Source organism: Microbacterium sp. NPDC086615 (assembly GCF_040686055.1).
Taxonomy (GTDB): domain Bacteria; phylum Actinomycetota; class Actinomycetes; order Actinomycetales; family Microbacteriaceae; genus Microbacterium.
In genome coordinates, this window is the sequence record NZ_JBFBJJ010000007.1 from 14,218 (window position 1) to 35,245 (window position 21,028).

The window sequence follows — 21,028 nt, forward strand, 5'->3', positions numbered from 1 at the left end:
TGCCTGACACGTTCAGTCCCCCCGCCTCGACTCTCGAGTACTTCGCCGCGGAGTGAACGCAAGGTCATCAAACGGCCGCTGCGCTGAGCTCGCAGGGGGAAGCGAGTCGAGGCGGCGTCGTTTCGAGATCTTTCGGGTGGACGCCCCGCCACTCCTTGATTCTTCACGGTAACCGTAACCGTAACCGTACGCCGAGTAGTACGAGTCTGGACCGCGTGTAGGAACCATAGACATCACAAAGCCAGCGAGCTTCGCGTCGACCGCCCTCAGGGCCTGGGTTGCGAGAGCGAGCTGATGGCGAGTCGTCTTACCTGCTGAGACGACCATCATCGCACCACTAGTAACCCGCGCCAGGATCGCGGCGTCGGTCACGGGCAACAGTGGCGGTGCGTCACACAAGACGACGTCGAAGGTTTTCTCGAACATCGTGATGAGGGTTCCCATTCGGGCTGAACCAAGAAGTTCGCTCGGGTTCGGCGGGATTTTACCGGCAGGCAGGACGTAGAGACTGCGGCCGCCCCAGGGAAGCATGACGTCATTCACTTCAGCTCGGCCAATCAACACATCTGTCAAACCTGCACCACCTTCGATGCCGAGATACTCGGCGACTTTCGGTTTACGCAGATCTGTGTCGAGGAGAGCTACACGCTTGCCCGCGTCGGCAAGTGCGATCGCGAGGTTGATAGTTGTGGTGGACTTTCCCTCGCTAGGGATAGAACTAGTGACGACGAAGCTCGATCTTCCTCCCATGTCCAAGAACTGCAGATTAGTTCTCAAAGTCCGGAAAGACTCCGCTCGAGGACTTAGTGGATCCGCATGGACGATGAGTGGACGATCCTTGGCCTTCGCGTCGAAGGCAATCGCCCCGATGTTTGGTGACTTCGTGATGGACTCAGCTTCCCTCGGCGATCTGACGCGATTGTCGAGGGCGCTCCGCAGCACCGCCGAGACAAGCCCAAGGGCGATGCCGCCTGCCAAACCAATCAAGAGATTTAGCGGCCAGGAGGGGCTCGACGGAGCTTGCGCGGGAACCGCGTCGCGGACCCGACTCAGTCGGACCGGACTGCTGCCATCCTCGGCCTCTGGTTCAAGTTGCGGCACGGTTGTTGAGAGGCTCGAAGCGACCGCATTTGCTAGCGCAGCCGCGCGAGCTGGATCGGGGTCCGACGCGGTTACGGTGATGAGCGTGGAGCTCAAGGTGGCTGAAACCTTAATTCTGCTCGCGAGTTCGTCAGCTGAGTAACCGAGCTCCAAATCCCGAAGAACAGGCTCGAGCACCGCCGGTGTTGAGGCCAGCTCGACGTACGTGTTGATTCGAGCCTGCGTGAAACTGGAGCCCTGTTGAAGATCAGCGGCGGAACTACCCGCCTGCGTTGAAACGAACACCGTGCTCGTGGACTCGTAGATCGTCGTCCGAGTGGCGGTGTAGGCCCCTGCAAGCGCAAGACCGATAAAACCCGAGGAAACTATCAGGAGCCAGTTCTTGCGGAGGGTGCGGATGTAGTCGCTGAACTCCATGTTGCCTCTCGAAAAACGCGGCCAGTAGCGCCACTGGTCGATCCTCGACAGTCTGACACACGAACTATTCCATCTCTGCGTCCGGGCGGGAACGAACAGGTTTCGACGACGGTGGATGGAGTCAGCAATCGTGTCGACTCGCAGTTCAGTACGCCCAATGCCGAGCGGCGAGCGTCCTTCGATGAACGGCGCTGCTGGCGCGGCCTCGCAGAAGTTCCTTCCGCCGGCGCCGGACCTCGCGGGCTAGCTCCTGGAGCCGCCTCGTCGGGCACCACTTACATCTGCATCAGCGTATAAGTTCTACCCGTGACCATACCCGGGCCGATGCCTCCCCGAGCAAAGACCTCGCAACGCAACCATCCTTCGTCGCTGCCCTCGACTGGTGGGCCAGCGGATGAGCGCGACGGATCGCAAGACGGGCGCGAAAAGTTGGGTCGTCGGACGAGGCGAGGCGCAGTGAGCGACTGGCGGCTAGGAACAGGTGGGGCCAGGCGGTGGGATTCGCGCGTGCTGACCATCGTCATGATCGGGCTGGTGCTGTCGGCATGTGCCGCCCGCCTCTTGATGCCGATCGCGGGATTCGGGTTTCCGTCCACACAGCTGTTTGTCACCTGGGCCTGTTTACTCCTCCTGATTGTGCTCGGTTTGTTGCGCAGGGTGCCCAGCCCATTATTGCTCTGCCGAACCACCGACCTTCTGTGGGGAGTCGGTCTGGGTCTAGCGCTCCGCATATTGCAAGGATTTCTCAGCGGCGCAAATTCAAGTCCCTTTCCAGACCTGCGCGTCGTGGGGGGCGCAAATCAATTTACCGAGGCCGCCGTAGCCGTGCTTGGGAGCGTTCTCGTGGCTCCAGTGTTGGAGGAGGGTGTCTTTCGCGGTCTCGCCTTGGTGTCGTGCTACGTATATTTGCGTCGCCGAGTCGGCGGTGTTCCTGCCGCAATCGCGTCTGCGCTCATATCGTCCGCGCTATTTGTGCTTATGCACACAAGTGGCGGAAGCTCCGGCATTGAGTCGGCGCTGCAGCTACTCATCCTTGCGGTCACCCTCTGCGGTTTGGTTTTCGCCACTGGTCGAATTTGGGGCTCCATCTTCGCGCACGTAACTTACAACGCGACATTCAGCGTTCTGATGATCGTGGGGAGCATCGCTAACGGATGACCTGCGTGCACATCTACTGGCCCCTTACCTGTAATACGCCCGAAACGCGCACGACGGACGTCGGACGACGCATGGTCGTGCGGACGAAACATGCGGATGGTAACGTGCTCACGAATACCCCAAGTGTCCAGATCGCGACTGGGAGCCTTGCTACGACGCGCTGAGATCGAAGAAGCGCCTAACCCTTGTTTTCAATCTGGTCGATCGGAGTGCACGGGATATGCCCGACGTGGTACGCCAACTCGCTGCCGCATGATGCGTTGCGAAGCGGCGGGCCTGGGCCATCGTCTGAATGTCGGGGTTTCGGCTCTTGGGAACTAGGAAATAGTCAGGGGCGATCATGCAAACCGCTTCATCACTCAGCACAGACGGATCTGCGGCAACGACCGACGTTAGCGCGAGGGGGCCAGTCAGACTCAATACCTCATTGCCGGCGTTGGTCAACGCCTCGTCACTCAGCTGCCCGATTTTTTCTTGGAGTGCCATCACGATGGGGTGTGCAGGCGAAAAAGCGAGAAAGCTATTTGTCAGATTCGGCCCCTCGCTCAAGAGTACGGCTGAACGGTTTCTAACGATGGGGTCGATCGCTCTGTGTGCTTCGTAGTCCGCGTCAACGTAGACACCGCCGTACTTCGCAAGAATGTCGACCCGCAAGATGTCAGCTTTAGCGGCATAGGAGTCAGCGTAATGAATTTGACGCTGGTTCAACGCCTCACTGATATGCGCGTCCGTCCACAGTCGATATTGCCAGCCCGGATGGGTATCTTTCCAGGATTTCATCCACTCCTGAACCTGGGAGGGCGGTTCGCCGCCCAGCCAGATCTGGTGCAAGACCCGAGGAATACTCTGCGGCATAGTGTTTCTCCAGCTGATCGAGGGAGCCGAATTGGAAACAAAAATCTCAGTCATTACAGTCACCTATAATGACCTGCGAGGGCTTCAGCGCACCCGCGAAAGCGTCCAAGCGCAGTCATACCTCGGTGCCGAGCATATCATCATCGATGGTGCGTCCTCTGACGGGTCCCCGGCTTACTTGCAATCCATTGCATCGCAAGCTTCGGTCACGGTTCGGTCCGAGCCCGACAAGGGAATCTTTGACGCGATGAATAAGGGTCTTGCGATAGCTGACGGCGATCTCATTGTCTTTATGAATGCTGGGGACACGTTTAGAGCGCCCGATACGTTATCCATCGTTGCTGAGTCGTACGCAACGCACCGATGGGGTTGGGCTTATGGCTCTGTCCAATATGTGGACGCTGATGGTCGTGGAAAAGGAATTATCCACAGACAACGACATAGGCAGAGATTGCTCGAGCTTGGTTTAACTTTTGTGCCTCACCAGACCATGTACGTCAGCAGGGCGCTTGTGGATAGATTGGGCAGATTCGACGAAACCCTGAGCATGGCGGCCGATCAGGACTACGCCATCCGGGCCGGAAGAATGTCAAACCCAACTGTGATTCCCGAGGTTCTCTGCAACTTTGAAATCGGTGGAGCTCACGGTTCTCTTGGCCGGATTCAGCGCGAGATGATCTTTCATCGCATCCGGCTCCGAAACGGCCTTCTTGTAATGCGTTCAAGAAACATCGATCGCATCTTCGCTTTCGCCAATGGCGCGCGATGGTTCGCCCGCGATTCCGTCGTCCGCATGATCCGCGGTGTTAGACCGGACCGTTGAGGGACCCGTTGTGAGTTCTCCTCTTCGACGACTTGTCAGCGCAGCAGGCGCACGACTAGGGGTGCTGCCTATCACCGCAGTGGCGAGTCTTTTAATTTCGCGTACTGTTAGTATCGAATACTCTGTCGACGTATACGCTATCTTCATCCTTGCTTACACAATACCCGCACTTCTGCCCTCTTTCGATTTTGGTTTGGGGGCGCCTGTAACCACAGCAGCGGCAAATATCGAGACACAAGGTAGCGTGTTCAGGTGGGTTTTCCAACGTGCGAGCCGCATCCTGGCGGCTATCGCCGTCGGCGTCGTGGCCCTTGGGGCCGTCGCCACTTTCCTGCCAGGGTGGGATGTCCTGTTGGGGTTCGGTGACCCCAGCTATAACACGGCGTTTCTTGTTGCGACTGTTTTCATCGCTGCCTCCATCGCTTTGGGGCTGGGGCCAGCGCTCATGCTGGGGCAGGGGAAGAATTCGCTGCTAACAATCCTCCAGGGAATTAGTGGACCTCTAACCCTTGGCATTGTGTTTCTGCTTGCAATGTTGGGCCTTCCGCCATGGTGGACCGCTGCTTTCGCCCCAGCTGGCCTATTCGTGACCAACACCGCCATCTACATTGTGGCGCGATCAGATGCACGCGTACGTGCCGTTTCGGGCGTCGCCCCGACGCGCGTGAGCGTGGCTGGGGTCGCGATTCCGATGCTCATTATCTTGATCGCGACGCCTATAGCTATTCAGTCCGGCAGAGTTGCGCTCTCATGGATGACTGATTTGCCGACAGTCGCCGCGTACGCGGCAGCTTTCACCCTGTTCGGGCCAGCTTATTCAGTTGGCCAGATAGCGGGCAGATCACTGTGGCCGGACTTTGTTCGAACCCGCAATAACCCGTCCGCGCAGAGATCTTTGTTTCTACGCGCGTTCGCGATTTGTGCGGGGATTGGCATCGTTCTTGCGGTCGGATTCTACGTAACAGCTCCGTTCGCCACCAGTCTTGTATTTCCCGAGAGCATCAATATCTCTCGGCAAACATGGGTATGGATGGCCTTGTCGGTATTTGTCATAGCGGTTCATCAACCAGGCGCAATGTTGATGACCGACGAAGTGGGATTGCGAGTCCAGGCGGCTACATCCCTGGCACTGGCGGTCTTCGTCTTGATTTGCACTGTCGCTCTAGCAGGTTCGATGCATGAAGCGGCGCCAGCGTTCAGCCTCGCCGCGGGGTTTTTGCTCATTCAGATGGTGCCGGTAACAGCGGTGGCCGTTCGTCGTCTGCGTGCAACTTGAATAGCGCGACACCCATTGCGACGCCTAGCGTCACAATCACAGTTGGACTGAACAGAAGATTCCATAGAATTTCGACCATCAGCACAACGACCACAATGGAAGTTGGGTTCGCGACCGAGGCTGACCCAATCGAGCTTCGGATGAGCATCCATCCGGCGTAGGCAATGAGTACCATACCCACCAAGCCGTAGTGACTCCAGAAGTTCCAGAAAGTCGAATGGAACTCGATGCGTCCAGCAGTCATGTACTGCGCCACGGTCGTGTAATCCTTTAGGCCGTCCGGAACTCGCTGCCCTGAGATTATCGGCGCCCAATCGATCGCAGCCGGGCCTACACCTGAACCGAAGCCGAGGGGACGATAGATAAACCCGGCCAGGGCGGCACCCCATTCGGAACGACCGCCAAGAACTATGTTCCCATCGCCCCAACGCAACTGAAGCTCGGTACGCTCGCGAACGGGTTCTCCAAACAGGCCGCCCAACACAAGTTCGAATACTAGCCAAGCCGACCCCGCCGCAATCGCGGCGAACAACATGAACTTCGACGCGGTTGAAGTGCGGCGTATTCGATCAACTCTTGGAAGTGCGACGCAAAGTACTGCCGCCAATAGCAGACCCAATGCCCAGCTTCGATATCCAGACACGACACTGACGATCGCCAAGAGCAATAATGTTGTCAACGACATGCGGATAGAGACGGCGGCGATGCCAAGTGCCAATATTGAGACTGGAAGTGCGAACGCAAATTTCCAGGGATTGACGGTCAAGAGGGGCGTGGAAAGAACTGCAACAGGAAGATATCCAATACTCCAGAGAATCAAAAACGTTCTGACGCCCAAGATTTTGGAAGCCCAGAATGCGGAAACAGATATCAATACCAACCCAACGAGAGTCCCTGTGTCAAAAATCAGGAAGTCAACTGAGATTCTTCGAGCGGGAACTTCACTTATTGACTGGAGGGCGAGCAAAATCCCCGAGATCCCTGCAAGTGTACTTATCGCGATAAGCGCAAATGATGCTCTAATCGATACTCGGTTGAAGACCACCGGCCACAACACAAGCGCGATAATCGAGCCGATGGAGAGCCAGCTAGCGATCGGAGATCGAACGGTCAAGGTTAGGGCGATTAATACGGCCGCAAAACGCTCTAGGATCTGATCGCGAGAAAAGACGCTCGATCGGATCGCTTCGGATAACTGTGTTGGAGTTGTCAAATGCGGCTCTATACCTTCACTTGCCCGACAACTTTCGCCGGGTTCCCCGCGATAAGCGAGTTCGCCGGGAACTGTCCCCGTACAACGCTACCGGCAGCGATTACGGAGTTTTCACCGACCCGCGATCCCGCGAGAATGATTGCGCGGCTGCCAACGAAAACATTCCGCTCCAGCACGACGGCGTCGTTTGCTTTAGTTGCCGGACGTGGCTCATACCGTCGATTGATCGAGTGTGTCGGATGCATGTTTGAGTCCAGAATCATCGCTCCCGAACCAACGAGGCATCCATCCTGAATAGTGATTGAGCTCGCCGCAACGATTGTGCATCCGCTCATTCCGCAATCGTCACCAATGATGAGGCTTGCGCCCGCCCCAACAGCGCGCAGCACAATTGGCTGCTGGACTCCGATTATTTGCGCTCGGCAAGAACTTTCTAGCACCACACGGGCTCCGATGCGTGCTTCGCTGTCGGGATGAACGGTGACCACGGGGCGGCCTGAGATGTAGGGCTCTTCACCGAGCGCTACGCCCCGCAGCTTCAGTTCCGCGGCATAGGCGCCGCTTTTCAACTTTGAGACTGCCCGCCGTATCTTGTTAAGCATGGTCCCTCCAGCTTCGTGCGCGGCCCTCGCCGATTTCCGGACGTGTCGGGTATGCAATCGCGTTAGGGGGAATTGACTTAGTGACCACTACTCCGGCAGACACGTGTGAACCGTCACCCACATTGACCGGGCCAAGGATGATGGCGTTCGGGCCGATGAAAACGTTATCGCCAATGGTCGGGGAACTGCCTCGAACGGCGCCAATTGTCACGCCCTGATGAATGCGACAGTTTCGGCCGATCGTAGCGCCGCCATTTACCACTATGGACGACAGGTGAGCAATGGATAGCCCGGTGTCGAAGCATCCTAAAGGGATGTGTACTCCGGTTCGCTGCGAAACAAACTCGTACCTGAGCCTATGAAAGGCGTACTGTCCGGCTCTGTACCAATTTTCCCCGCGTCGGTCTCGAGCAGCCTCCGCGTTTCGGAGCGCTAAGAGAAAGTGCAAAACTGGATCGCGCCATCGCAGCAGAAAATATCCGCGTTTCGACCTTTGGCGCTTGAGATCCGCCAATTCTGCTTTGACTTCACTCGAGTTCATCATCGACCCTTGATTTTCTGAGTTCCATTGCCGCCGCTTGGAGGACGTGCGACCAGTCTAGTTGGTCAGCGGAGATTGCGATCGCTAGTCCTACGCTCTGTGCATAAGCGGCGAGATCTGATTGATGTTCGTCCACATGTTGGCCCGTTGCGCCCGATCGCGGCACGATAATTGGGATTTTGCTAGCGAGTAGGGTCGTGAGGATTGAGCCTGTCCCCGCGTGGGTGATCACCACATCTGCTGCCCGGCTGCGCTCATGCACCTCCTGCCATGTCATCGTCGCCTTACCCTGGATCGAGAGATCCCTCACGTCGGTCGGGCCGTATTGGAAATATACGTCAACACTCGGTGGGGTGATCTCGAGAATGCGCTCAATGAGGGGGCGGAAGCCCACATGCTGATTTGCGCCGAGGGAAACAAAAATCGAGTTGACATCTCGGGTGTCGGCGACGGTTTTCGCCCCCGTAAACTGGTCGAAGACTGAGCCACGAAAGGACCAGCGCTCGTTGGCCAGCTGTTCATGCTGAACTCGTCGCTCAATAAAGGGAAGAAGGTTGATTACGCGGCCGGTTAGTGAAAGGCGTGTAGCTCGCGTAGCGCTTTCGATGTATGTCATGGGTACCCGCTTCACCGCGGCAGGTATGTACAGAGACAAAGCTATGCCTGCCCCAGTGCTGTAAATGTGCTCAACTTGGCGATCGACCAGTCGCCTCGCGGACCAAGCATTCTTTAGAACGCCGATTATATCGCGCGGGGCGCGGTGCGGAAGGTATGTGACATTTTCTCCCGCCAAGAGTGACTCGCTCTGTGGGGTTTGGTCCGTGATCCAGATGATTTCGCTGGCTGGTATCGCTCCGGTGCTTGAGAGCAGTTTCAGCTGCATGAGGTGCCCACCGCTGCCCGCGGCCATCAATGTAGTTTTCATCTTTGCACCAGTCCGTACGTCTCGAGTAGTTCTGATTCCAATCTGGTGCGTGAGTATTTTTCGTCGTACATCCTTCGTGCTAGTTGTCCGTCCGCCGCCGCAGCCCCGGGATCGCACAGGTAGTGGATTATGCTGGCAGCTAGGGTGCTGGAATCCTCTGGTTGCACCACAACCCCTCCCTTCCCGATCTGCTCAGGCATCGCGCCGACGGCAGAGACAATCGTTGGTCTGCCTGCCTGTAACGCCTCGATCACGAATATGGGCATCGCCTCAGCTCGAGAGGGCAGAACCGCGACGCGGCTCTTGCCCAAAGCTTCGCAGACATGGAGTTCCGTTACTCGTCCTTTCGAGACGACATTTTTGCCGCTCACGTGGAAGTCACGTTCCAGCGGGCCATAGAGGTGTAGTTGCGCGTCTGGAACCTGCTTTGTCACCTCTGCCCACGCGTCGAGGAGCGTGTCGACACCTTTTCGTCGGCCAACGGAGCCCGCAAAGATCACGATGCGCTCAGTTTTCTCGACTGGGGTGGGCACCATGGCGGGTGGAGTGGGGGGTGGATTCGTTGCCAATTTGACGGTCTGCTGCGGTGCGAGCTGGACCACTCTTTTGTACGCCCCTTCGTTCAGGACGCAGACGGCGCTTGCCCGGCTCAAGACAGCCCGATATATGAGCCTCCACGGTAATGAATTGGAGGTCGAAACAAAAGCAGATCCGTGTACGGTAAGAACAACTCGGTTCTTGCGTCGGAAGAAGAATGCCAAGGCGCCTTCGCGGATGAATGACCCTAGGTGCGACACGTGAATATGAATGACCGTGTCGGTATTCGTTTGGATGATCTTCCGTAGCTGGCTCATTGCCTCGAGAAAGGTCCGTACTGGCTGCTTACCTCCGTCACCCTCCGTCCCTCTCCAGGAGGCGACTGCGTGCATGTCGAGCGCGGACCATTGCTGAGTGACATAGGCTCGGATGACTGACTCGATGCCGCCGAGCCCTTCGACGGATGGTCCGACGTGAACCACTTGCGTTCTGCTTCTCATCATTCGCCCACGTTTCTTGGGAACCGCGGTCCGAGACGTGCAATTGGGTTCCCCCCCCAGACTTCCCCAGCTGGAACGTTGCCCGTTACCAGCGACATTGGCGCGATAAGCGTCGACCGGCCGATCTCGGAACCGCCGAGAATCATGCAACGTGACGTTATCCATGCGCCAGATTGCACATGTATCTGACGTGTGACCAGCGCCATGTCGCGCCGATGTGCGTGACTGCCGGTCGTGAGGAACGTTTCTTGTGAGATGACGACGTCGTGTCCGACGTAGACGTGGTCCTGATTGTGGAACCACACTCCCTCGCCGATCCACGAGCGGTCGCCGATGTGCAGCTTCCACGGAAACTTGACGCGCGTGCGGGGGCGGAAGACGACGCCGCTTCCGATTTCTGCGCCGAACGCTCGAAGCACGCGGACTCGCAGTCCTGAGCTGATCTGCCATGGATTTGTGATGAAAATCAGCTCGCAAATCGCCCACAGATACACCTGCCAGGCTGGCCGATCCCAGGCCGCACGCTCACCGGGGGCCTTCGAAAGATCGATCACCGGAATGTCGCTCACGGTGGTCCCTTTCCTGTAACTGTGTCGTAACGGTCGCGGCGGTATCCTCTGTCCCGTGAACCCACCGCGAACGCTCTTCTTCGGGCTGAACTATCCCCCGGAGACTACGGGAATTTCCCCGTACACCGGTGCCATGGCCGAGGGCCTGACGCGGCAGGGCCACGAGGTTCGGGCCATCGTGGCGCACCCTCATTATCCGGATTGGAAGATCACGCCAGGTTACGGGCAGTGGTCGCGCAGCGAACGGATTCGGGGTGTCGACGTGCATCGACTGCGGCATTTCGTTCCTGGGCAGCCTTCGTCGTTGCCGCGTGCCCTCTCGGAAGCCACGTTCGGACTGCGGCAGATTTTCGTTCGGTGGGGTCAGCCCTCGGCGATCGTCGCGGTTTCGCCAGCTTTGATCTCGTCTGTTCTCGTCCGTGCTCGTTCATTACTGTCGCACCGTAATACCCCCTTCGTCGTCTGGGTGCAGGATCTCTACGGCATCGGCATGACGGAAATAGGCCACGGTGGCGGTCTGTCGGAACGCGTCATTCGCGGGCTCGAGCGCTGGCTGTTGCGCTCAGCCACCATGGTCGTCGTCATTCACGATCGGTTCTCGGATCGAGTGCATGCCGACTTTGGAGTAGCGCTGGAGCGCATCGCCGTCATCAGGAACTGGACACACGTGACAGCGACTTCTGGCGTCGATGTGGCTGCAGTTCGGGCGTCCTACGGATGGGGCCACGACGAAACGGTGGTCCTGCACACGGGAAATATGGGGACCAAGCAGGGGCTCCACCACGTCGTCGATGCGGGTCGGCTGGCCCACCAGCGCGGTGAACGCGTACGTTTCGTGCTGGTGGGAAAGGGCTCCCAGCGCGAGGAGCTGGCTGCGCGCATTGCAGGAGAGCCCACGACGACCGAGCTCCTGCCGCCGCTCGATGACGCTGCATTCGCCGCGATCTTGCAGTCCGCCGACATGTTGTTGGTTAACGAGCTGCCAGGTGTCGCGGAAATGTGCGTGCCGAGCAAACTGACGTCTTACTTCACGTCCGGTCGACCGGTTCTCGCGGCCACCGACGCGCTGGGTATTACCGCTCAAGAAGTGCACAACGCCGAAGCCGGGATGATCGTTGCCGCGGGCGACGCGGAAGCCCTTCTCGAGGGCGCGATCGCGCTCGCCGCAGACCCCGAGGAGGGGCTCCGGATGGGCGAGAACGGCAAACGTTACAAAGAGACCGTGCTGAATGAAACATTCGCTATCGAGCGATTCGATAGTCTGCTCGCGGATCTGACCGCCGAAGCCGCCGTGAAGACTCCGGTTTAACTCTCTTTCTCGCTTCCCGAACGGCAGAAAAACGTGACAAAACGCGCCCTCATTACAGGCATCACCGGTCAAGACGGCTCCTACCTCGCCGAACTTCTTCTCGCGAAGGGGTACGAGGTTCATGGCGTCATCCGCCGCGCCTCGACCTTCAACACCAGCCGCATCGACCACCTTTACGTCGACCCGCACGACCCTGAAGCCAAGCTCTTCCTGCATTACGGCGACCTTTCCGACGGTGCGCGACTCGTCACGCTGATGTCGGAGATCAACCCCGACGAGGTCTACAACCTCGCCGCGCAGTCGCATGTGCGTGTGTCTTTCGACGAGCCCGAGCACACCGCCGACACGACGGGAACCGGAACGATCCGCCTCCTCGAGGCCGTTCGCCTGTCGGGAATCGACACGAAGTACTACCAGGCCTCGACGTCGGAGCTCTACGGAGCGACGCCGCCGCCGCAGAACGAGGAGACGCCCTTCTACCCGCGCTCTCCGTACGCGGCCGCCAAGCTGTACAGCTACTGGATCACCAAGAACTACCGCGAGGCGTACGACATGTTCGCGGTGAATGGCATCCTGTTCAACCACGAATCGCCCCGTCGTGGTGAGACCTTCGTCACGCGCAAGATCACGCGCGCCGTCGCCCGTATCAAGGCGGGTCTGCAGAACGACCTCTACCTCGGCAACCTCGACTCGATCCGCGACTGGGGGTACGCCGCCGAGTATGTCGAGGGAATGTGGCGCATTCTTCAGGCTGAGACCCCGGAAGACTTCGTGCTCGCCACGGGCGTGGGGTACACGATCCGCGAGTTCCTCGAGACGTCGTTCGGGCACGTGGGCCTCGACTGGCAGGAGTTCGTCAAGTTCGACGAGCGCTACCTCCGGCCCACCGAGGTCGACGCCCTGATCGGCGACCCCACCAAAGCTGCCGACAAGCTCGGCTGGGTGCCTTCGGTCCGCGGCGACGAACTCGCGAGGATCATGGTCGACGCCGACATCACCGCGCTCGAACGGGGCCCGGAGTGGATCGACACGGTGAAGCTCCCCACCTGGAGCAACGCGGAGCTTCTCGGAGCGCGTGCGTGAGTACCGCTGTTGACGGCGTGAGCTACACCCCGCACGAACTGGACCGCGATGCGACGTTCTACGTCGCTGGACACCGGGGACTCGTGGGATCGGCGATCGTCCGACGGCTCGAGGCGGCCGGCTTCGACAACATCGTCGGAAAGACCTCGGCGGAACTCGATCTGAAAGACCGCGACGCCGTCTTCGCCTACGTCGAAGAGACCAAGCCGAAGTACCTGGTGTTGGCTGCGGCGAAGGTCGGTGGCATCCTGGCGAACTCGACCTACCCGGTCGACTTCCTCAGCGAGAACATGCGTATTCAGGTCAACGTGCTCGACGCGGCTCTCGCCAACGACGTGGAGCGCGTGCTGTTCCTCGGGTCGTCGTGCATCTACCCGAAGTTCGCGGAGCAACCCATCCGTGAGGACTCGCTTCTCACGGGACACCTCGAGCCGACGAACGACGCGTACGCGATCGCCAAGATCGCCGGCATCCTGCAGACCCAGGCGGTTCGCCGCCAGTACGGTCTGCCGTGGATCAGCGCGATGCCGACGAACCTCTACGGTCCGAACGACAACTTCTCGCCGAAGGGCTCGCACGTGCTCCCGGCATTGATTCGTCGCTACGACGAGGCGGCGCAGGCGGGGGCTGAGAGCGTCACGAACTGGGGCACGGGAACGCCGCGTCGCGAGTTCTTGCACGCGGACGACATGGCGGACGCGTGCCTGCACCTGCTCGAGCACTACGACGGACCCGACCAGGTCAACGTGGGCACGGGGTCGGACGTGACGATCCGCGAGATCGCCGAGACGATCGCGCGCGTGACCGGCTTCGAGGGCGAGACCGAGTGGGACACCTCGAAGCCCGACGGCACGCCCCAGAAGCTCCTCGATGTCTCGAAGCTTGCCGAGGCGGGCTGGACCGCGAAGATCTCGCTCGAAGAGGGCATGGAGCGCACCGTCGCCTGGTACCGCGACCACGTCGGCGCGGTGCGCCAATAGGTGTTCCGCCACGTCGTTCTGTTCCGGGTCCGTGACGATGTCGCGGACCCGGACGTTTCCGCGGCCATCGCCGAGCTGCGGACGGTGGGGGAGTGGCCCGGCATCCTCTCGTGGGATGTCGCGCTGTCGCTGGATACGCGTAAAGGGCGTGTGATCGTCGAGGACGGGACGTTCGTCGACCGTGCGGCGTTCGAGGAATGGCGCGTGACCGAAAGGCACCTCGTCGCTGGGAAGAGAATGGCGGCGATCAGCGACTGGTGGGTGGGGGACTGGGAGCGGGCGCGACCTTTTGAGGATCGGACGGGTTGATCGCCCTAGCCGCCTGAGAACTCCCGTTCAGCGTGCGCAGCGCCAACCATTGGGGTTGTAAGCGACGACTGTCCCGTACGCTCCGCTTCCGAACTGCTGGCGACAAGCCTTGTTGACGTCGATGCTGACCAGGGCGTGCGTGTAGCTGTTGGTGCACCGCCAGTAGTAGGGAGAAGTGAACGACTGGGTCACCGGATACCAGACGGATCCGACGTTGTTCTTGCAGTAGGCGTTGAAGCTCGGAGTCCCCAGGATCGTCGCCGCTGACGCAGGCGCCGACACCCCGAGAACCGACCCTCCGACAACCACGAGGGCAAGGAGCCACATGCGAAACGTCTTCTTCATGAATAGGCCTTTCTCTTCGTAATGAGGCCACTGAGTGCGCCGTGTCAGCCAGAGTGGACCAGTCGTCGGGGCGGGTCAATCGACCGGATCAGGAGATGCGAAGTTGTGACCTCCAGGCTCCGGTGGGCGCCGCGACGGTCTGTGCGCGCCGGTCGGCCTTGGCCGGAAGCGATCGGCGGACCGGTGCGGCCGACACGCGAGTCAGCGGCTCGTGCCGTTCTTCTCCCACGCCCTTGGGAGTTCCACGAACGGGAGCTTCGCGCCGGGATGCGGGAGAGGGCGAAAGACGCCCCAGGCTCCGCCTCGCGTCGGCCGCGATTCGTGTGAAAAGTGCGCCAAAAATGAGACAAGGCCGGTCGGAATTTCTTCCGGACCGGACCTCTTACTGTCTCAACACAGTGTGCGCCCGAAGGGACTCGAACCCCTAACCTTCTGATCCGTAGTCAGATGCTCTATCCATTGAGCTACGGGCGCAGGGCCTCCGCGCGAAACGGCGCGCAGGCCGTGGTCCAGCATAGCCGCGACCGACGGAGACGTCTAATCGGCCCGGAACGGCGTGCATCCCGGGCGTGGCGCGAGGGTGACGACGGGGTGTCCGGACGGGGCGGGACGTACGCTGGCCGAATGAGCGCTTACACCTCCGCGTTCGAGCTGTTCTCCATCGGGATCGGACCCTCGAGCTCCCACACCGTCGGCCCCATGAAGGCCGCACTCCAGTTCGCCACACGACTCGAGAGCGAAGGCATCCTGGGGCGCGTGACGTATGTGTCCTGCTACCTCTACGGCTCACTCGGCGCGACCGGCATCGGGCATGGGACGCCCGACGCCGTGGTCGCCGGGTTGCACGGCTGGGATCCCGAAACCGTCGACCCGGATGCCGTCCGGCGGCTGTGGGTGGACTGGCCCGACGGACGTCAGCTCCCGCTCGCCGGGTCGCACGCGGTCCGCTTCCAAAAGGCCGACATCTCGCTCGAGCCGCGGAGGCGTCTGCCCGGCCACCCCAACGCCATGACCCTCGTTGCGCGCGACGTCCGCGACCACGTGATTGCGGAAGACACCTACTACTCGATCGGAGGCGGGTTCATCCGGCGCGAGGGGGAGCCTGCGCGCGTGGCTGCTGCACCCTTCCCGCTCGCGTTCGATGACGCGGCGACCCTCATCGAACTGTGCGACGAGCAGGGCATCACGATCGCCGAGGCAGCACGCCGCAACGAAGAGGCCCTGCGGTCCGACGAAGAGATCGCCGCGGGCCTCGACCGGATCTGGGATGCCATGGCCGCCTGCGTCAACGCCGGACTCGAGCACGACGGTGTGCTTCCCGGCATCCTGAAGGTGAAGCGCCGTGCGGCGGTGATCCGGCAGCAGCTCGAAGAGATCGAAGCCGAGGGACACCGCGAGCTGCCGGGGGAGTGGCTCGGGGCGTTCGCGCTCGCCGTGAACGAAGAGAACGCGGCCGGAGGGCGCGTCGTGACAGCGCCGACGAACGGCGCCGCGGGCATCCTGCCGGCCGTGGCGATGTACTGGTGGCGGTTCCTCGCCGACTCCGGCCTCGGTGCCGGCAATGCTGTCACCCCATACGGCGAGTTGGTCGGGAGCGCGCTGCTCGGTTACGACGGTCACGCCGTGACGCGCGGCGAGGTCGCCGGGTGGGACGACGGCGACGTGGCCGAGGCGAACCGACGCCGTGGCATCCGTCGATTCCTGCTGACGGCGACGGCGCTCGGCTCGCTGTTCAAGGCCAACGCGTCGATCTCGGGCGCCGAGGGCGGATGCCAGGCCGAGGTCGGATCCGCCTGCGCGATGGCCGCCGGTGGTCTGACGGCCGTGATGGGCGGAACGAACCGCCAGATCGAGAACGCCGCCGAGATCGCCATGGAGCACCACCTCGGGCTCACCTGTGACCCGGTGGGCGGGCTCGTACAGATCCCGTGCATCGAGCGCAACGCGATCGCCGCGTCGACCGCCGTGACCGCGGCACGTCTGGCGCTGCGCGGAGACGGCTCGCACTACGTGTCGCTGGACGCCGTCGTCGAGACGATGCGTCAGACCGGCATCGACATGTCGACCAAGTACAAGGAGACGAGCGAAGGCGGCCTCGCGGTCAACGTCATCGAGTGCTGACGCGGCTGCGCCCTCCGGGTGGTCGTGAGGCCGCCAGGCGCGGTGGGGCCGATCGGGTCAGCGCTCGCCGCGGAGCTTCGCGGTCAGCGCGTGCAGCTGCGCGAGCTCGTCGTCGTCGAGGCGGGCCATCCGGTCGGCGATCGAACGCCCGTGGGCGGCGGCGATCTTTCGGAACATCACGGCGCCAGCTTCGGTCGCGGTGACGAGTGAGCCGCGTCCGTCTTCGGGGTCGGCGCACTTCGTGAGGAGGCCGCGAGCGACCATGCGCTCGACGAGGCGCGAGACGCTCGGCTGGCTGATCAGCATGTTGCCCGTGACGTCGCGCAGACGCGCGGTCATCTCGGGGGCGCGGGTGACCGTGAGGAGCACGTCGTACTCGGCCTGCGTCAGGTCGGTCCCCTCGAAGTCCGATCGCAGTTCTTCGAAGACCTCGTGCTGCGCCCGGAAAAGGCTCTCCCAGGCCTGGACGGCGAGGCGGCGATCGGTCATGTCTCCACGATAGAGGGATGCTTTGCTCCCGGGCGCAGATGTGTAAAATGCGGGAGATGTCCCGCCTATATGTGCGGGAAGTTTCTCGCATATGGAGGCGTCGTGATTCCGATCCGCCCGCAGCCCGGCTCCTCGCGGAGTCTCTCATCGTTCGTCGGCAGAATTCAGCCGACTGAGGATGCACTGCAGATGCTCGAACGGGGCGTGGATCTTCTCGTCAGTGATCCGCGGCGCATGGGCAAGACGCAGTTCCTCCGATACCTGGCGCGTGAAGCCGCGTCCGATTGGGTCTCGGTGATGATCGACTTCGAAGACGTGCACACAGCCACGGCGTTCCTTGAGCGGGCAGCCCAGGCGCTCAGCGGTGAACAGGCGCTTTCGGCACAGTTCCGGCAGACGGTGCTGGCGTTCTTCCGCACCTTCGAGGGTGCCGAGGTGGGGGTGGCCACGGTTGGGTCCCTGAAGCTCAGCGCGGCCTTCGAAGGTCAGGACCCGTTGGTGCTTCTCGACCGCATCGTCAGCCAACTCGACCGTGAGCGGGCGGACGGGCGAGGCGTCCTCCTACTGCTCGACGAGGTGCCGATAGCGATTCGGAACATCGAACGCCGCGAAGGCGCGGACGCTGCTCGTTCGGTGCTGCAGACGCTGCGGAGGCTCACGCAGACGACCCGTCATGTGCGGTGGGTGGTGTGCGGTTCGATCGGATTCCATCATGTCCTGCGTGCGATCGGCGCAACCCAGGGAGACATAAACTCCCTGACAAATCTCCCTCTCGGTCCCTTGGCCGAGTCCGAGAGCTGGGAATTGGCGAACAGGCTTCTCCTCGGTGCCGGCTGCGCGCCCGGCGATATCGATGACGAGTCGGTCCGCACGCACGCCGAAGAATGCGGAGCCATCCCGTTCTTGATGCACCACCTCGGACTCCTGATCGAGCAGCGCGGTTGGCGCGCGCCGACCCCCGCGCAGGTCCGTTCCGCTTTCGTGGATCTGCTCAACGATCACGACGGGAGCCACGCGGTCGATCACTTCGTGGAGCGGCTCGACGAAAACTACGGGGCTAACGCGGCACTTGCGCGCGCGATTCTCGACGCCATTGCACAGGGCGGAGCGGTGACCGCTTCGGAAATTGCTACGCAGTTCTCCAACGCGGCGACGGCGGAGGATATCGGCCAGATTCTCGATCTGCTGACACGAGACCATTACCTTCGGATGACTTCCCGCAGGTTCGAGTGGCGGTACACGGTGATCAAACGCATCTGGGCGCACCGTCGACACCTTGAAACGGTGCTCTGATGGCTATCGCCCGGTTCACCCCGTCGCTGATGCCTCGAGAAACTTTGGAAGCGATCTTCGTCGCGCGTCAGCCGCTTTTGCGGAGCATTGTGGATCGTGTTCTCAGCTCCGTCACGACGGACGAGCGGCACCACACACTCGTCGTCGGACCTCGTGGTTCGGGTAAGACCCATCTGTTGTCGCTCGTCAACTACGGAGCGGTCGACCTCATCGCGGCCGGGCATCGGCTGCAACTCGCTTGGCTGCCTGAGGATCCGTGGACGGTCGCATCGTATAGGCACCTGTTGGCTCAAATTCTGAGTCGACTGTCCCCGAACATCACTCCGGCTTCCTCGACCGATGCGGGCATCCTCGAGGAGCAGCTGCTCGAGGCTGCGGCTGGGCAGGGTCCCGTCGTCGTGCTCCTGGAGAACCTCGATCAGATCCTCGTCCAGATCGGCGAAACCGGTCAACGACAACTTCGACATCTTCTTCAGACGACGGGTGCCCTCGTGATTGTGGCCACGACGACGCGACTGGACCGCAACCTCACCGACACCGCCAGCCCCTTTTTCGGTTTCTTCACGCCCATCGCCCTGCGTTCCTTCACCGTGGATGAAGCTCAGGAAATGTTGATCGCCGTGGCTCGCGAGAACGGAGACAGCGAGCTGGTGCGGCGACTCGAGACCCCTCTCGGGCGCGCTCGATTGCAGGTGGTCTCGCACCTGGCCGGAGGTCAACCACGGCTTTGGGCTGCGCTCGCATCGGCGCTGACCATCGACAAGTTGGATGAGCTGGCTGAACTGCTGATCAGCCGGTTCGACGATCTGACTCCGTATTACCAGGAGCAGCTGGCGCGCCTGTCTCCTCATCAGAGGTTGGTGATCGCTGAACTCGTGACAGCAGATCGTCCGTTGCACGTGAAAGATCTCGCCGCGCGGTTGGGCATCGACCGCCGAAGCGTCGCAAAGACTCTCAGTGAGCTGTCTTCGATGCAGTGGGTGGAGACGTCGCAATCGGTGTTCCTCGAGGGGGCCGATCGTCGGCGCTCGTATTACGAGCTCGCAGAGCCTCTCGCGCGATTGTCCTTTCAACTGAAGGAATCGCGTGGCGAACCCATTCGGCTTGTCGTCGATTTCCTCAAAGGGTGGTTCGATCCTGCTGAAACGAAAGGGGCGGGCGAGTACGCACTGATCCTCGAGAAGGAGTTCGTCGGTGACGGTGTGGGCTCAGCGATCCGCCGACTGAGCGGGCTTCCCGCCACGCGTGCGTCCGCGCTGGCGCAGCTAGGAGCGGTCGACGACGCGTTACTGGAGGCTTCTGCAGGGCGGGGTGAGGCGGTCATGGGGCTTCCTACGCCCCTCAGGGTTGTTTTGGAAGAAGCTGTCGAAAGCGCGTCTGATCGGCTCGATGCGATCCACGGCGAGCGGATTCGTGTTCACCTCCTCGCGTTGGATGAGGTGGGGGACGTGCCTGCGCGAGCTGATGAGACGTGGGCTCGACGTGCCATGACGTTGCGATCAGTCGATGGAGGAAGCGGCATTCCCCAGAGTGTTGTGATTCAGTGGCTCGCGGCGGGCTGGCACTTCGATCGCGCACAGTCGGCATTGGCGTCTCTCGTGCTGGCCGTCGGCGAGGATGACCCATCTGTGATGCCCGCCCGCGATTCCCTGGCATCCGCGTTCCTGAACGCCGGGCGCGGCGACGACGCGGTGAAGCTGTACGCGCGTTCGCTCGAAGTCAGCGAACGGCTGCTCGGCCGTGATCACGTGAACTTCATCGTGAGTGAGGCCAATCTTGCGCACGCGCACCACATCGCCGGTCGAGTAGATGTTGCCGTGCGGCTCTACGCCGATGCTCTCGAGCACGCGCCGCGCGTTCTCGATGACGCCCATCCGTCCGTGTCGACGCTCAAGATCAACTTCGCTGCGGCGCTCCTGGACGACGGTGAAGCGGACCGCGGTGTCGCTCTCCTCGAGGAGGTCGTCGCGGCCCGCGAAGCCAACGCCGGGCGGACGCACCCCGGAACCCTGACAGCGTTGAACAATCTTGCGGGAGCCTACGAGCAACAGGGGAAGGTCGATCTCGCGATCGACATCGCTCGCGAAGTTCTTCGCGCCCGCGAGGACGCGCTCGGACCGGATGACCCACAGACCTTGGCGAGTAGGAACAACCTTGCAAGCTACCTCGAGACAGCAGGTGACCTGGCCGCCGCAATTGACATGTATGAGGTGAATCTGTCGGAGGCGGAGCGCCTCCTCGGGCCCGATCATCCGCACACCATCACGAGCCGCAGCAACCTCGGCTTCGCGATGTTCGCAGCTGGACGTCTGAGGCGAGCCGTCGAACTCTGGGAACAATCCCTCGAGCAGCGGCGTCATCTGCTCGGAGATGCCCACCCGCTGACGCTACTCAGCGTCGAGAATCTCGCGATCGCCTACCGCAAAGTGGGAGAGTTCGCGAAGGCGGACTCACTCGATGCGGAGGCCGCCCGATCCTGGACAGAGTGAGGGCCGGCCGGAGAGGCTTCCGACCGGCCCTTATCCCTGCACCAAGAGTGTCCTGCAATCACATGTCGGTAGCTGCCACAGCAAAACAACTAC

General features: G+C 61.2%; 21 protein-coding genes and 1 tRNA gene. 11 read left to right on the forward strand and 11 right to left on the reverse strand.

What is annotated here, in order from left to right; genetic code table 11:
* Nucleotides 1-12 precede the first annotated feature (12 nt).
* On the reverse strand, nucleotides 13-1,518 hold the full coding sequence (locus AB0O24_RS08655) for a polysaccharide biosynthesis tyrosine autokinase (protein ID WP_363374125.1): 1,506 nt from the start codon (nucleotides 1,516-1,518) through the stop codon (nucleotides 13-15).
* Between the two features lie 507 nt (nucleotides 1,519-2,025).
* On the opposite strand from AB0O24_RS08655, the gene AB0O24_RS08660 reads away from it, so the two are divergent.
* The gene (locus tag AB0O24_RS08660; RefSeq protein WP_363374127.1) at nucleotides 2,026-2,676 is read left to right on the forward strand and encodes a CPBP family intramembrane glutamic endopeptidase; all 651 of its coding nucleotides are present in this window, start codon (nucleotides 2,026-2,028) and stop codon (nucleotides 2,674-2,676) included.
* Nucleotides 2,677-2,826: 150 nt separating this feature from the next.
* On the opposite strand, the gene AB0O24_RS08665 is transcribed toward AB0O24_RS08660, so the two are convergent.
* The gene (locus AB0O24_RS08665) at nucleotides 2,827-3,507 is read right to left on the reverse strand and encodes a glycosyltransferase (protein WP_363374130.1); all 681 of its coding nucleotides are present in this window, start codon (nucleotides 3,505-3,507) and stop codon (nucleotides 2,827-2,829) included.
* Nucleotides 3,508-3,532: 25 nt separating this feature from the next.
* On the opposite strand from AB0O24_RS08665, the gene AB0O24_RS08670 reads away from it, so the two are divergent.
* Both AB0O24_RS08670 and AB0O24_RS08675 read left to right on the forward strand, forming a co-directional pair.
* Nucleotides 3,533-4,354 carry a glycosyltransferase family 2 protein gene (locus AB0O24_RS08670; protein WP_363374133.1) on the forward strand — a complete coding sequence of 274 codons (822 nt, stop codon included), beginning with the start codon at nucleotides 3,533-3,535 and terminating at the stop codon, nucleotides 4,352-4,354.
* Nucleotides 4,355-4,364: 10 nt separating this feature from the next.
* Nucleotides 4,365-5,630 carry a hypothetical protein gene (locus AB0O24_RS08675; RefSeq protein ID WP_363374135.1) on the forward strand — a complete coding sequence of 422 codons (1,266 nt, stop codon included), beginning with the start codon at nucleotides 4,365-4,367 and terminating at the stop codon, nucleotides 5,628-5,630.
* On the opposite strand, the gene AB0O24_RS08680 is transcribed toward AB0O24_RS08675, so the two are convergent.
* Entirely contained in the window at nucleotides 5,575-6,348 is a 774-nt protein-coding gene (locus AB0O24_RS08680) for a hypothetical protein (protein WP_363374138.1), read from the reverse strand. The genes AB0O24_RS08675 and AB0O24_RS08680 overlap by 56 nt on opposite strands.
* Between AB0O24_RS08680 and AB0O24_RS08685 the strand changes: the two genes are divergently transcribed.
* Nucleotides 6,335-6,787 (forward strand): hypothetical protein, encoded by a 453-nt coding sequence (locus AB0O24_RS08685; protein WP_363374141.1) that lies wholly within the window; start codon nucleotides 6,335-6,337, stop codon nucleotides 6,785-6,787. The two genes, AB0O24_RS08680 and AB0O24_RS08685, sit on opposite strands and share 14 nt — an antisense overlap.
* 64 nt (nucleotides 6,788-6,851) lie before the next feature.
* Here the strand turns inward: AB0O24_RS08685 and AB0O24_RS08690 are convergent, their stop codons facing one another.
* The 5 genes from AB0O24_RS08690 to AB0O24_RS08710 form a co-directional block, all read right to left on the reverse strand.
* Complete coding sequence (locus AB0O24_RS08690) at nucleotides 6,852-7,445, reverse strand: acyltransferase (RefSeq protein ID WP_363374144.1); 594 nt, start codon at nucleotides 7,443-7,445, stop codon at nucleotides 6,852-6,854.
* Nucleotides 7,438-7,989, reverse strand: a complete 552-nt coding sequence (locus tag AB0O24_RS08695) for a serine acetyltransferase (RefSeq protein ID WP_363374147.1) — start codon at nucleotides 7,987-7,989, stop codon at nucleotides 7,438-7,440. Before AB0O24_RS08695 ends, AB0O24_RS08690 begins: the two co-directional genes overlap by 8 nt.
* The gene (locus AB0O24_RS08700) at nucleotides 7,973-8,602 is read right to left on the reverse strand and encodes a glycosyltransferase (protein ID WP_363374149.1); all 630 of its coding nucleotides are present in this window, start codon (nucleotides 8,600-8,602) and stop codon (nucleotides 7,973-7,975) included. The genes AB0O24_RS08695 and AB0O24_RS08700 overlap by 17 nt, the downstream gene beginning before the upstream one ends.
* A 305-nt stretch (nucleotides 8,603-8,907) precedes the next feature.
* On the reverse strand, nucleotides 8,908-9,930 hold the full coding sequence (locus tag AB0O24_RS08705; RefSeq protein WP_363374152.1) for a glycosyltransferase family 4 protein: 1,023 nt from the start codon (nucleotides 9,928-9,930) through the stop codon (nucleotides 8,908-8,910).
* A gap of 17 nt (nucleotides 9,931-9,947) precedes the next feature.
* Nucleotides 9,948-10,517 carry an acetyltransferase gene (locus AB0O24_RS08710; RefSeq protein ID WP_363374155.1) on the reverse strand — a complete coding sequence of 190 codons (570 nt, stop codon included), beginning with the start codon at nucleotides 10,515-10,517 and terminating at the stop codon, nucleotides 9,948-9,950.
* A gap of 55 nt (nucleotides 10,518-10,572) precedes the next feature.
* Here AB0O24_RS08710 and AB0O24_RS08715 point away from each other — a divergent pair, with 55 nt between their 5' ends.
* Genes AB0O24_RS08715 through AB0O24_RS08730 form a run of 4 tightly spaced genes read left to right on the forward strand, consistent with a single transcriptional unit; the run spans nucleotide 10,573 to nucleotide 14,198 of the window.
* Nucleotides 10,573-11,826 carry a glycosyltransferase gene (locus AB0O24_RS08715; protein ID WP_363374157.1) on the forward strand — a complete coding sequence of 418 codons (1,254 nt, stop codon included), beginning with the start codon at nucleotides 10,573-10,575 and terminating at the stop codon, nucleotides 11,824-11,826.
* A 33-nt stretch (nucleotides 11,827-11,859) separates the two neighbouring features.
* Nucleotides 11,860-12,909, forward strand: coding sequence for a GDP-mannose 4,6-dehydratase (gene gmd / locus AB0O24_RS08720; RefSeq protein ID WP_363374160.1), 1,050 nt, complete (start codon nucleotides 11,860-11,862; stop codon nucleotides 12,907-12,909).
* The gene (locus tag AB0O24_RS08725; protein ID WP_363374162.1) at nucleotides 12,906-13,889 is read left to right on the forward strand and encodes a GDP-L-fucose synthase; all 984 of its coding nucleotides are present in this window, start codon (nucleotides 12,906-12,908) and stop codon (nucleotides 13,887-13,889) included. Before gmd ends, AB0O24_RS08725 begins: the two co-directional genes overlap by 4 nt.
* Nucleotides 13,890-14,198: a Dabb family protein gene (locus AB0O24_RS08730; RefSeq protein ID WP_363374165.1), complete on the forward strand. Its 309-nt coding sequence runs from the start codon at nucleotides 13,890-13,892 to the stop codon at nucleotides 14,196-14,198. It abuts the gene before it with no gap.
* A gap of 27 nt (nucleotides 14,199-14,225) precedes the next feature.
* Here AB0O24_RS08730 and AB0O24_RS08735 read toward each other — a convergent pair whose 3' ends face one another.
* Both AB0O24_RS08735 and AB0O24_RS08740 read right to left on the reverse strand, forming a co-directional pair.
* A complete protein-coding gene (locus AB0O24_RS08735; protein WP_363374168.1) occupies nucleotides 14,226-14,543 on the reverse strand; it encodes a hypothetical protein in 318 nt (105 codons plus the stop codon).
* Nucleotides 14,544-14,944: 401 nt separating this feature from the next.
* Nucleotides 14,945-15,017: transfer RNA gene (locus AB0O24_RS08740), tRNA-Arg, on the reverse strand.
* A 150-nt stretch (nucleotides 15,018-15,167) separates the two neighbouring features.
* On the opposite strand from AB0O24_RS08740, the gene AB0O24_RS08745 reads away from it, so the two are divergent.
* Complete coding sequence (locus AB0O24_RS08745; protein WP_363374171.1) at nucleotides 15,168-16,664, forward strand: L-serine ammonia-lyase, iron-sulfur-dependent, subunit alpha; 1,497 nt, start codon at nucleotides 15,168-15,170, stop codon at nucleotides 16,662-16,664.
* Nucleotides 16,665-16,721: 57 nt separating this feature from the next.
* On the opposite strand, the gene AB0O24_RS08750 is transcribed toward AB0O24_RS08745, so the two are convergent.
* Nucleotides 16,722-17,153 carry a MarR family transcriptional regulator gene (locus tag AB0O24_RS08750; protein ID WP_058627566.1) on the reverse strand — a complete coding sequence of 144 codons (432 nt, stop codon included), beginning with the start codon at nucleotides 17,151-17,153 and terminating at the stop codon, nucleotides 16,722-16,724.
* 102 nt (nucleotides 17,154-17,255) lie between these two features.
* On the opposite strand from AB0O24_RS08750, the gene AB0O24_RS08755 reads away from it, so the two are divergent.
* Together AB0O24_RS08755 and AB0O24_RS08760 are read left to right on the forward strand one after the other, a co-directional pair.
* Nucleotides 17,256-18,446: a hypothetical protein gene (locus tag AB0O24_RS08755; RefSeq protein ID WP_363374175.1), complete on the forward strand. Its 1,191-nt coding sequence runs from the start codon at nucleotides 17,256-17,258 to the stop codon at nucleotides 18,444-18,446.
* A complete protein-coding gene (locus AB0O24_RS08760; protein ID WP_363374178.1) occupies nucleotides 18,446-20,935 on the forward strand; it encodes a tetratricopeptide repeat protein in 2,490 nt (829 codons plus the stop codon). The genes AB0O24_RS08755 and AB0O24_RS08760 overlap by 1 nt, the downstream gene beginning before the upstream one ends.
* Nucleotides 20,936-21,028 lie beyond the last annotated feature (93 nt).

What these genes read in the sequence shown, in the direction of transcription:
- AB0O24_RS08655 (WP_363374125.1), bottom strand. Translation starts at nt 1,518, where the DNA reads ATGGAGTTCAGCGACTACATCCGCACCCTCCGCAAGAACTGGCTCCTG.
- AB0O24_RS08685 (WP_363374141.1), top strand. Translation starts at nt 6,335, where the DNA reads ATGCCAAGTGCCAATATTGAGACTGGAAGTGCGAACGCAAATTTCCAG.
- AB0O24_RS08690 (WP_363374144.1), bottom strand. Translation starts at nt 7,445, where the DNA reads ATGCTTAACAAGATACGGCGGGCAGTCTCAAAGTTGAAAAGCGGCGCC.
- AB0O24_RS08695 (WP_363374147.1), bottom strand. Translation starts at nt 7,989, where the DNA reads ATGATGAACTCGAGTGAAGTCAAAGCAGAATTGGCGGATCTCAAGCGC.
- AB0O24_RS08700 (WP_363374149.1), bottom strand. Translation starts at nt 8,602, where the DNA reads ATGACATACATCGAAAGCGCTACGCGAGCTACACGCCTTTCACTAACC.
- AB0O24_RS08735 (WP_363374168.1), bottom strand. Translation starts at nt 14,543, where the DNA reads ATGAAGAAGACGTTTCGCATGTGGCTCCTTGCCCTCGTGGTTGTCGGA.
- AB0O24_RS08745 (WP_363374171.1), top strand. Translation starts at nt 15,168, where the DNA reads ATGAGCGCTTACACCTCCGCGTTCGAGCTGTTCTCCATCGGGATCGGA.
- AB0O24_RS08750 (WP_058627566.1), bottom strand. Translation starts at nt 17,153, where the DNA reads ATGACCGATCGCCGCCTCGCCGTCCAGGCCTGGGAGAGCCTTTTCCGG.
- AB0O24_RS08760 (WP_363374178.1), top strand. Translation starts at nt 18,446, where the DNA reads ATGGCTATCGCCCGGTTCACCCCGTCGCTGATGCCTCGAGAAACTTTG.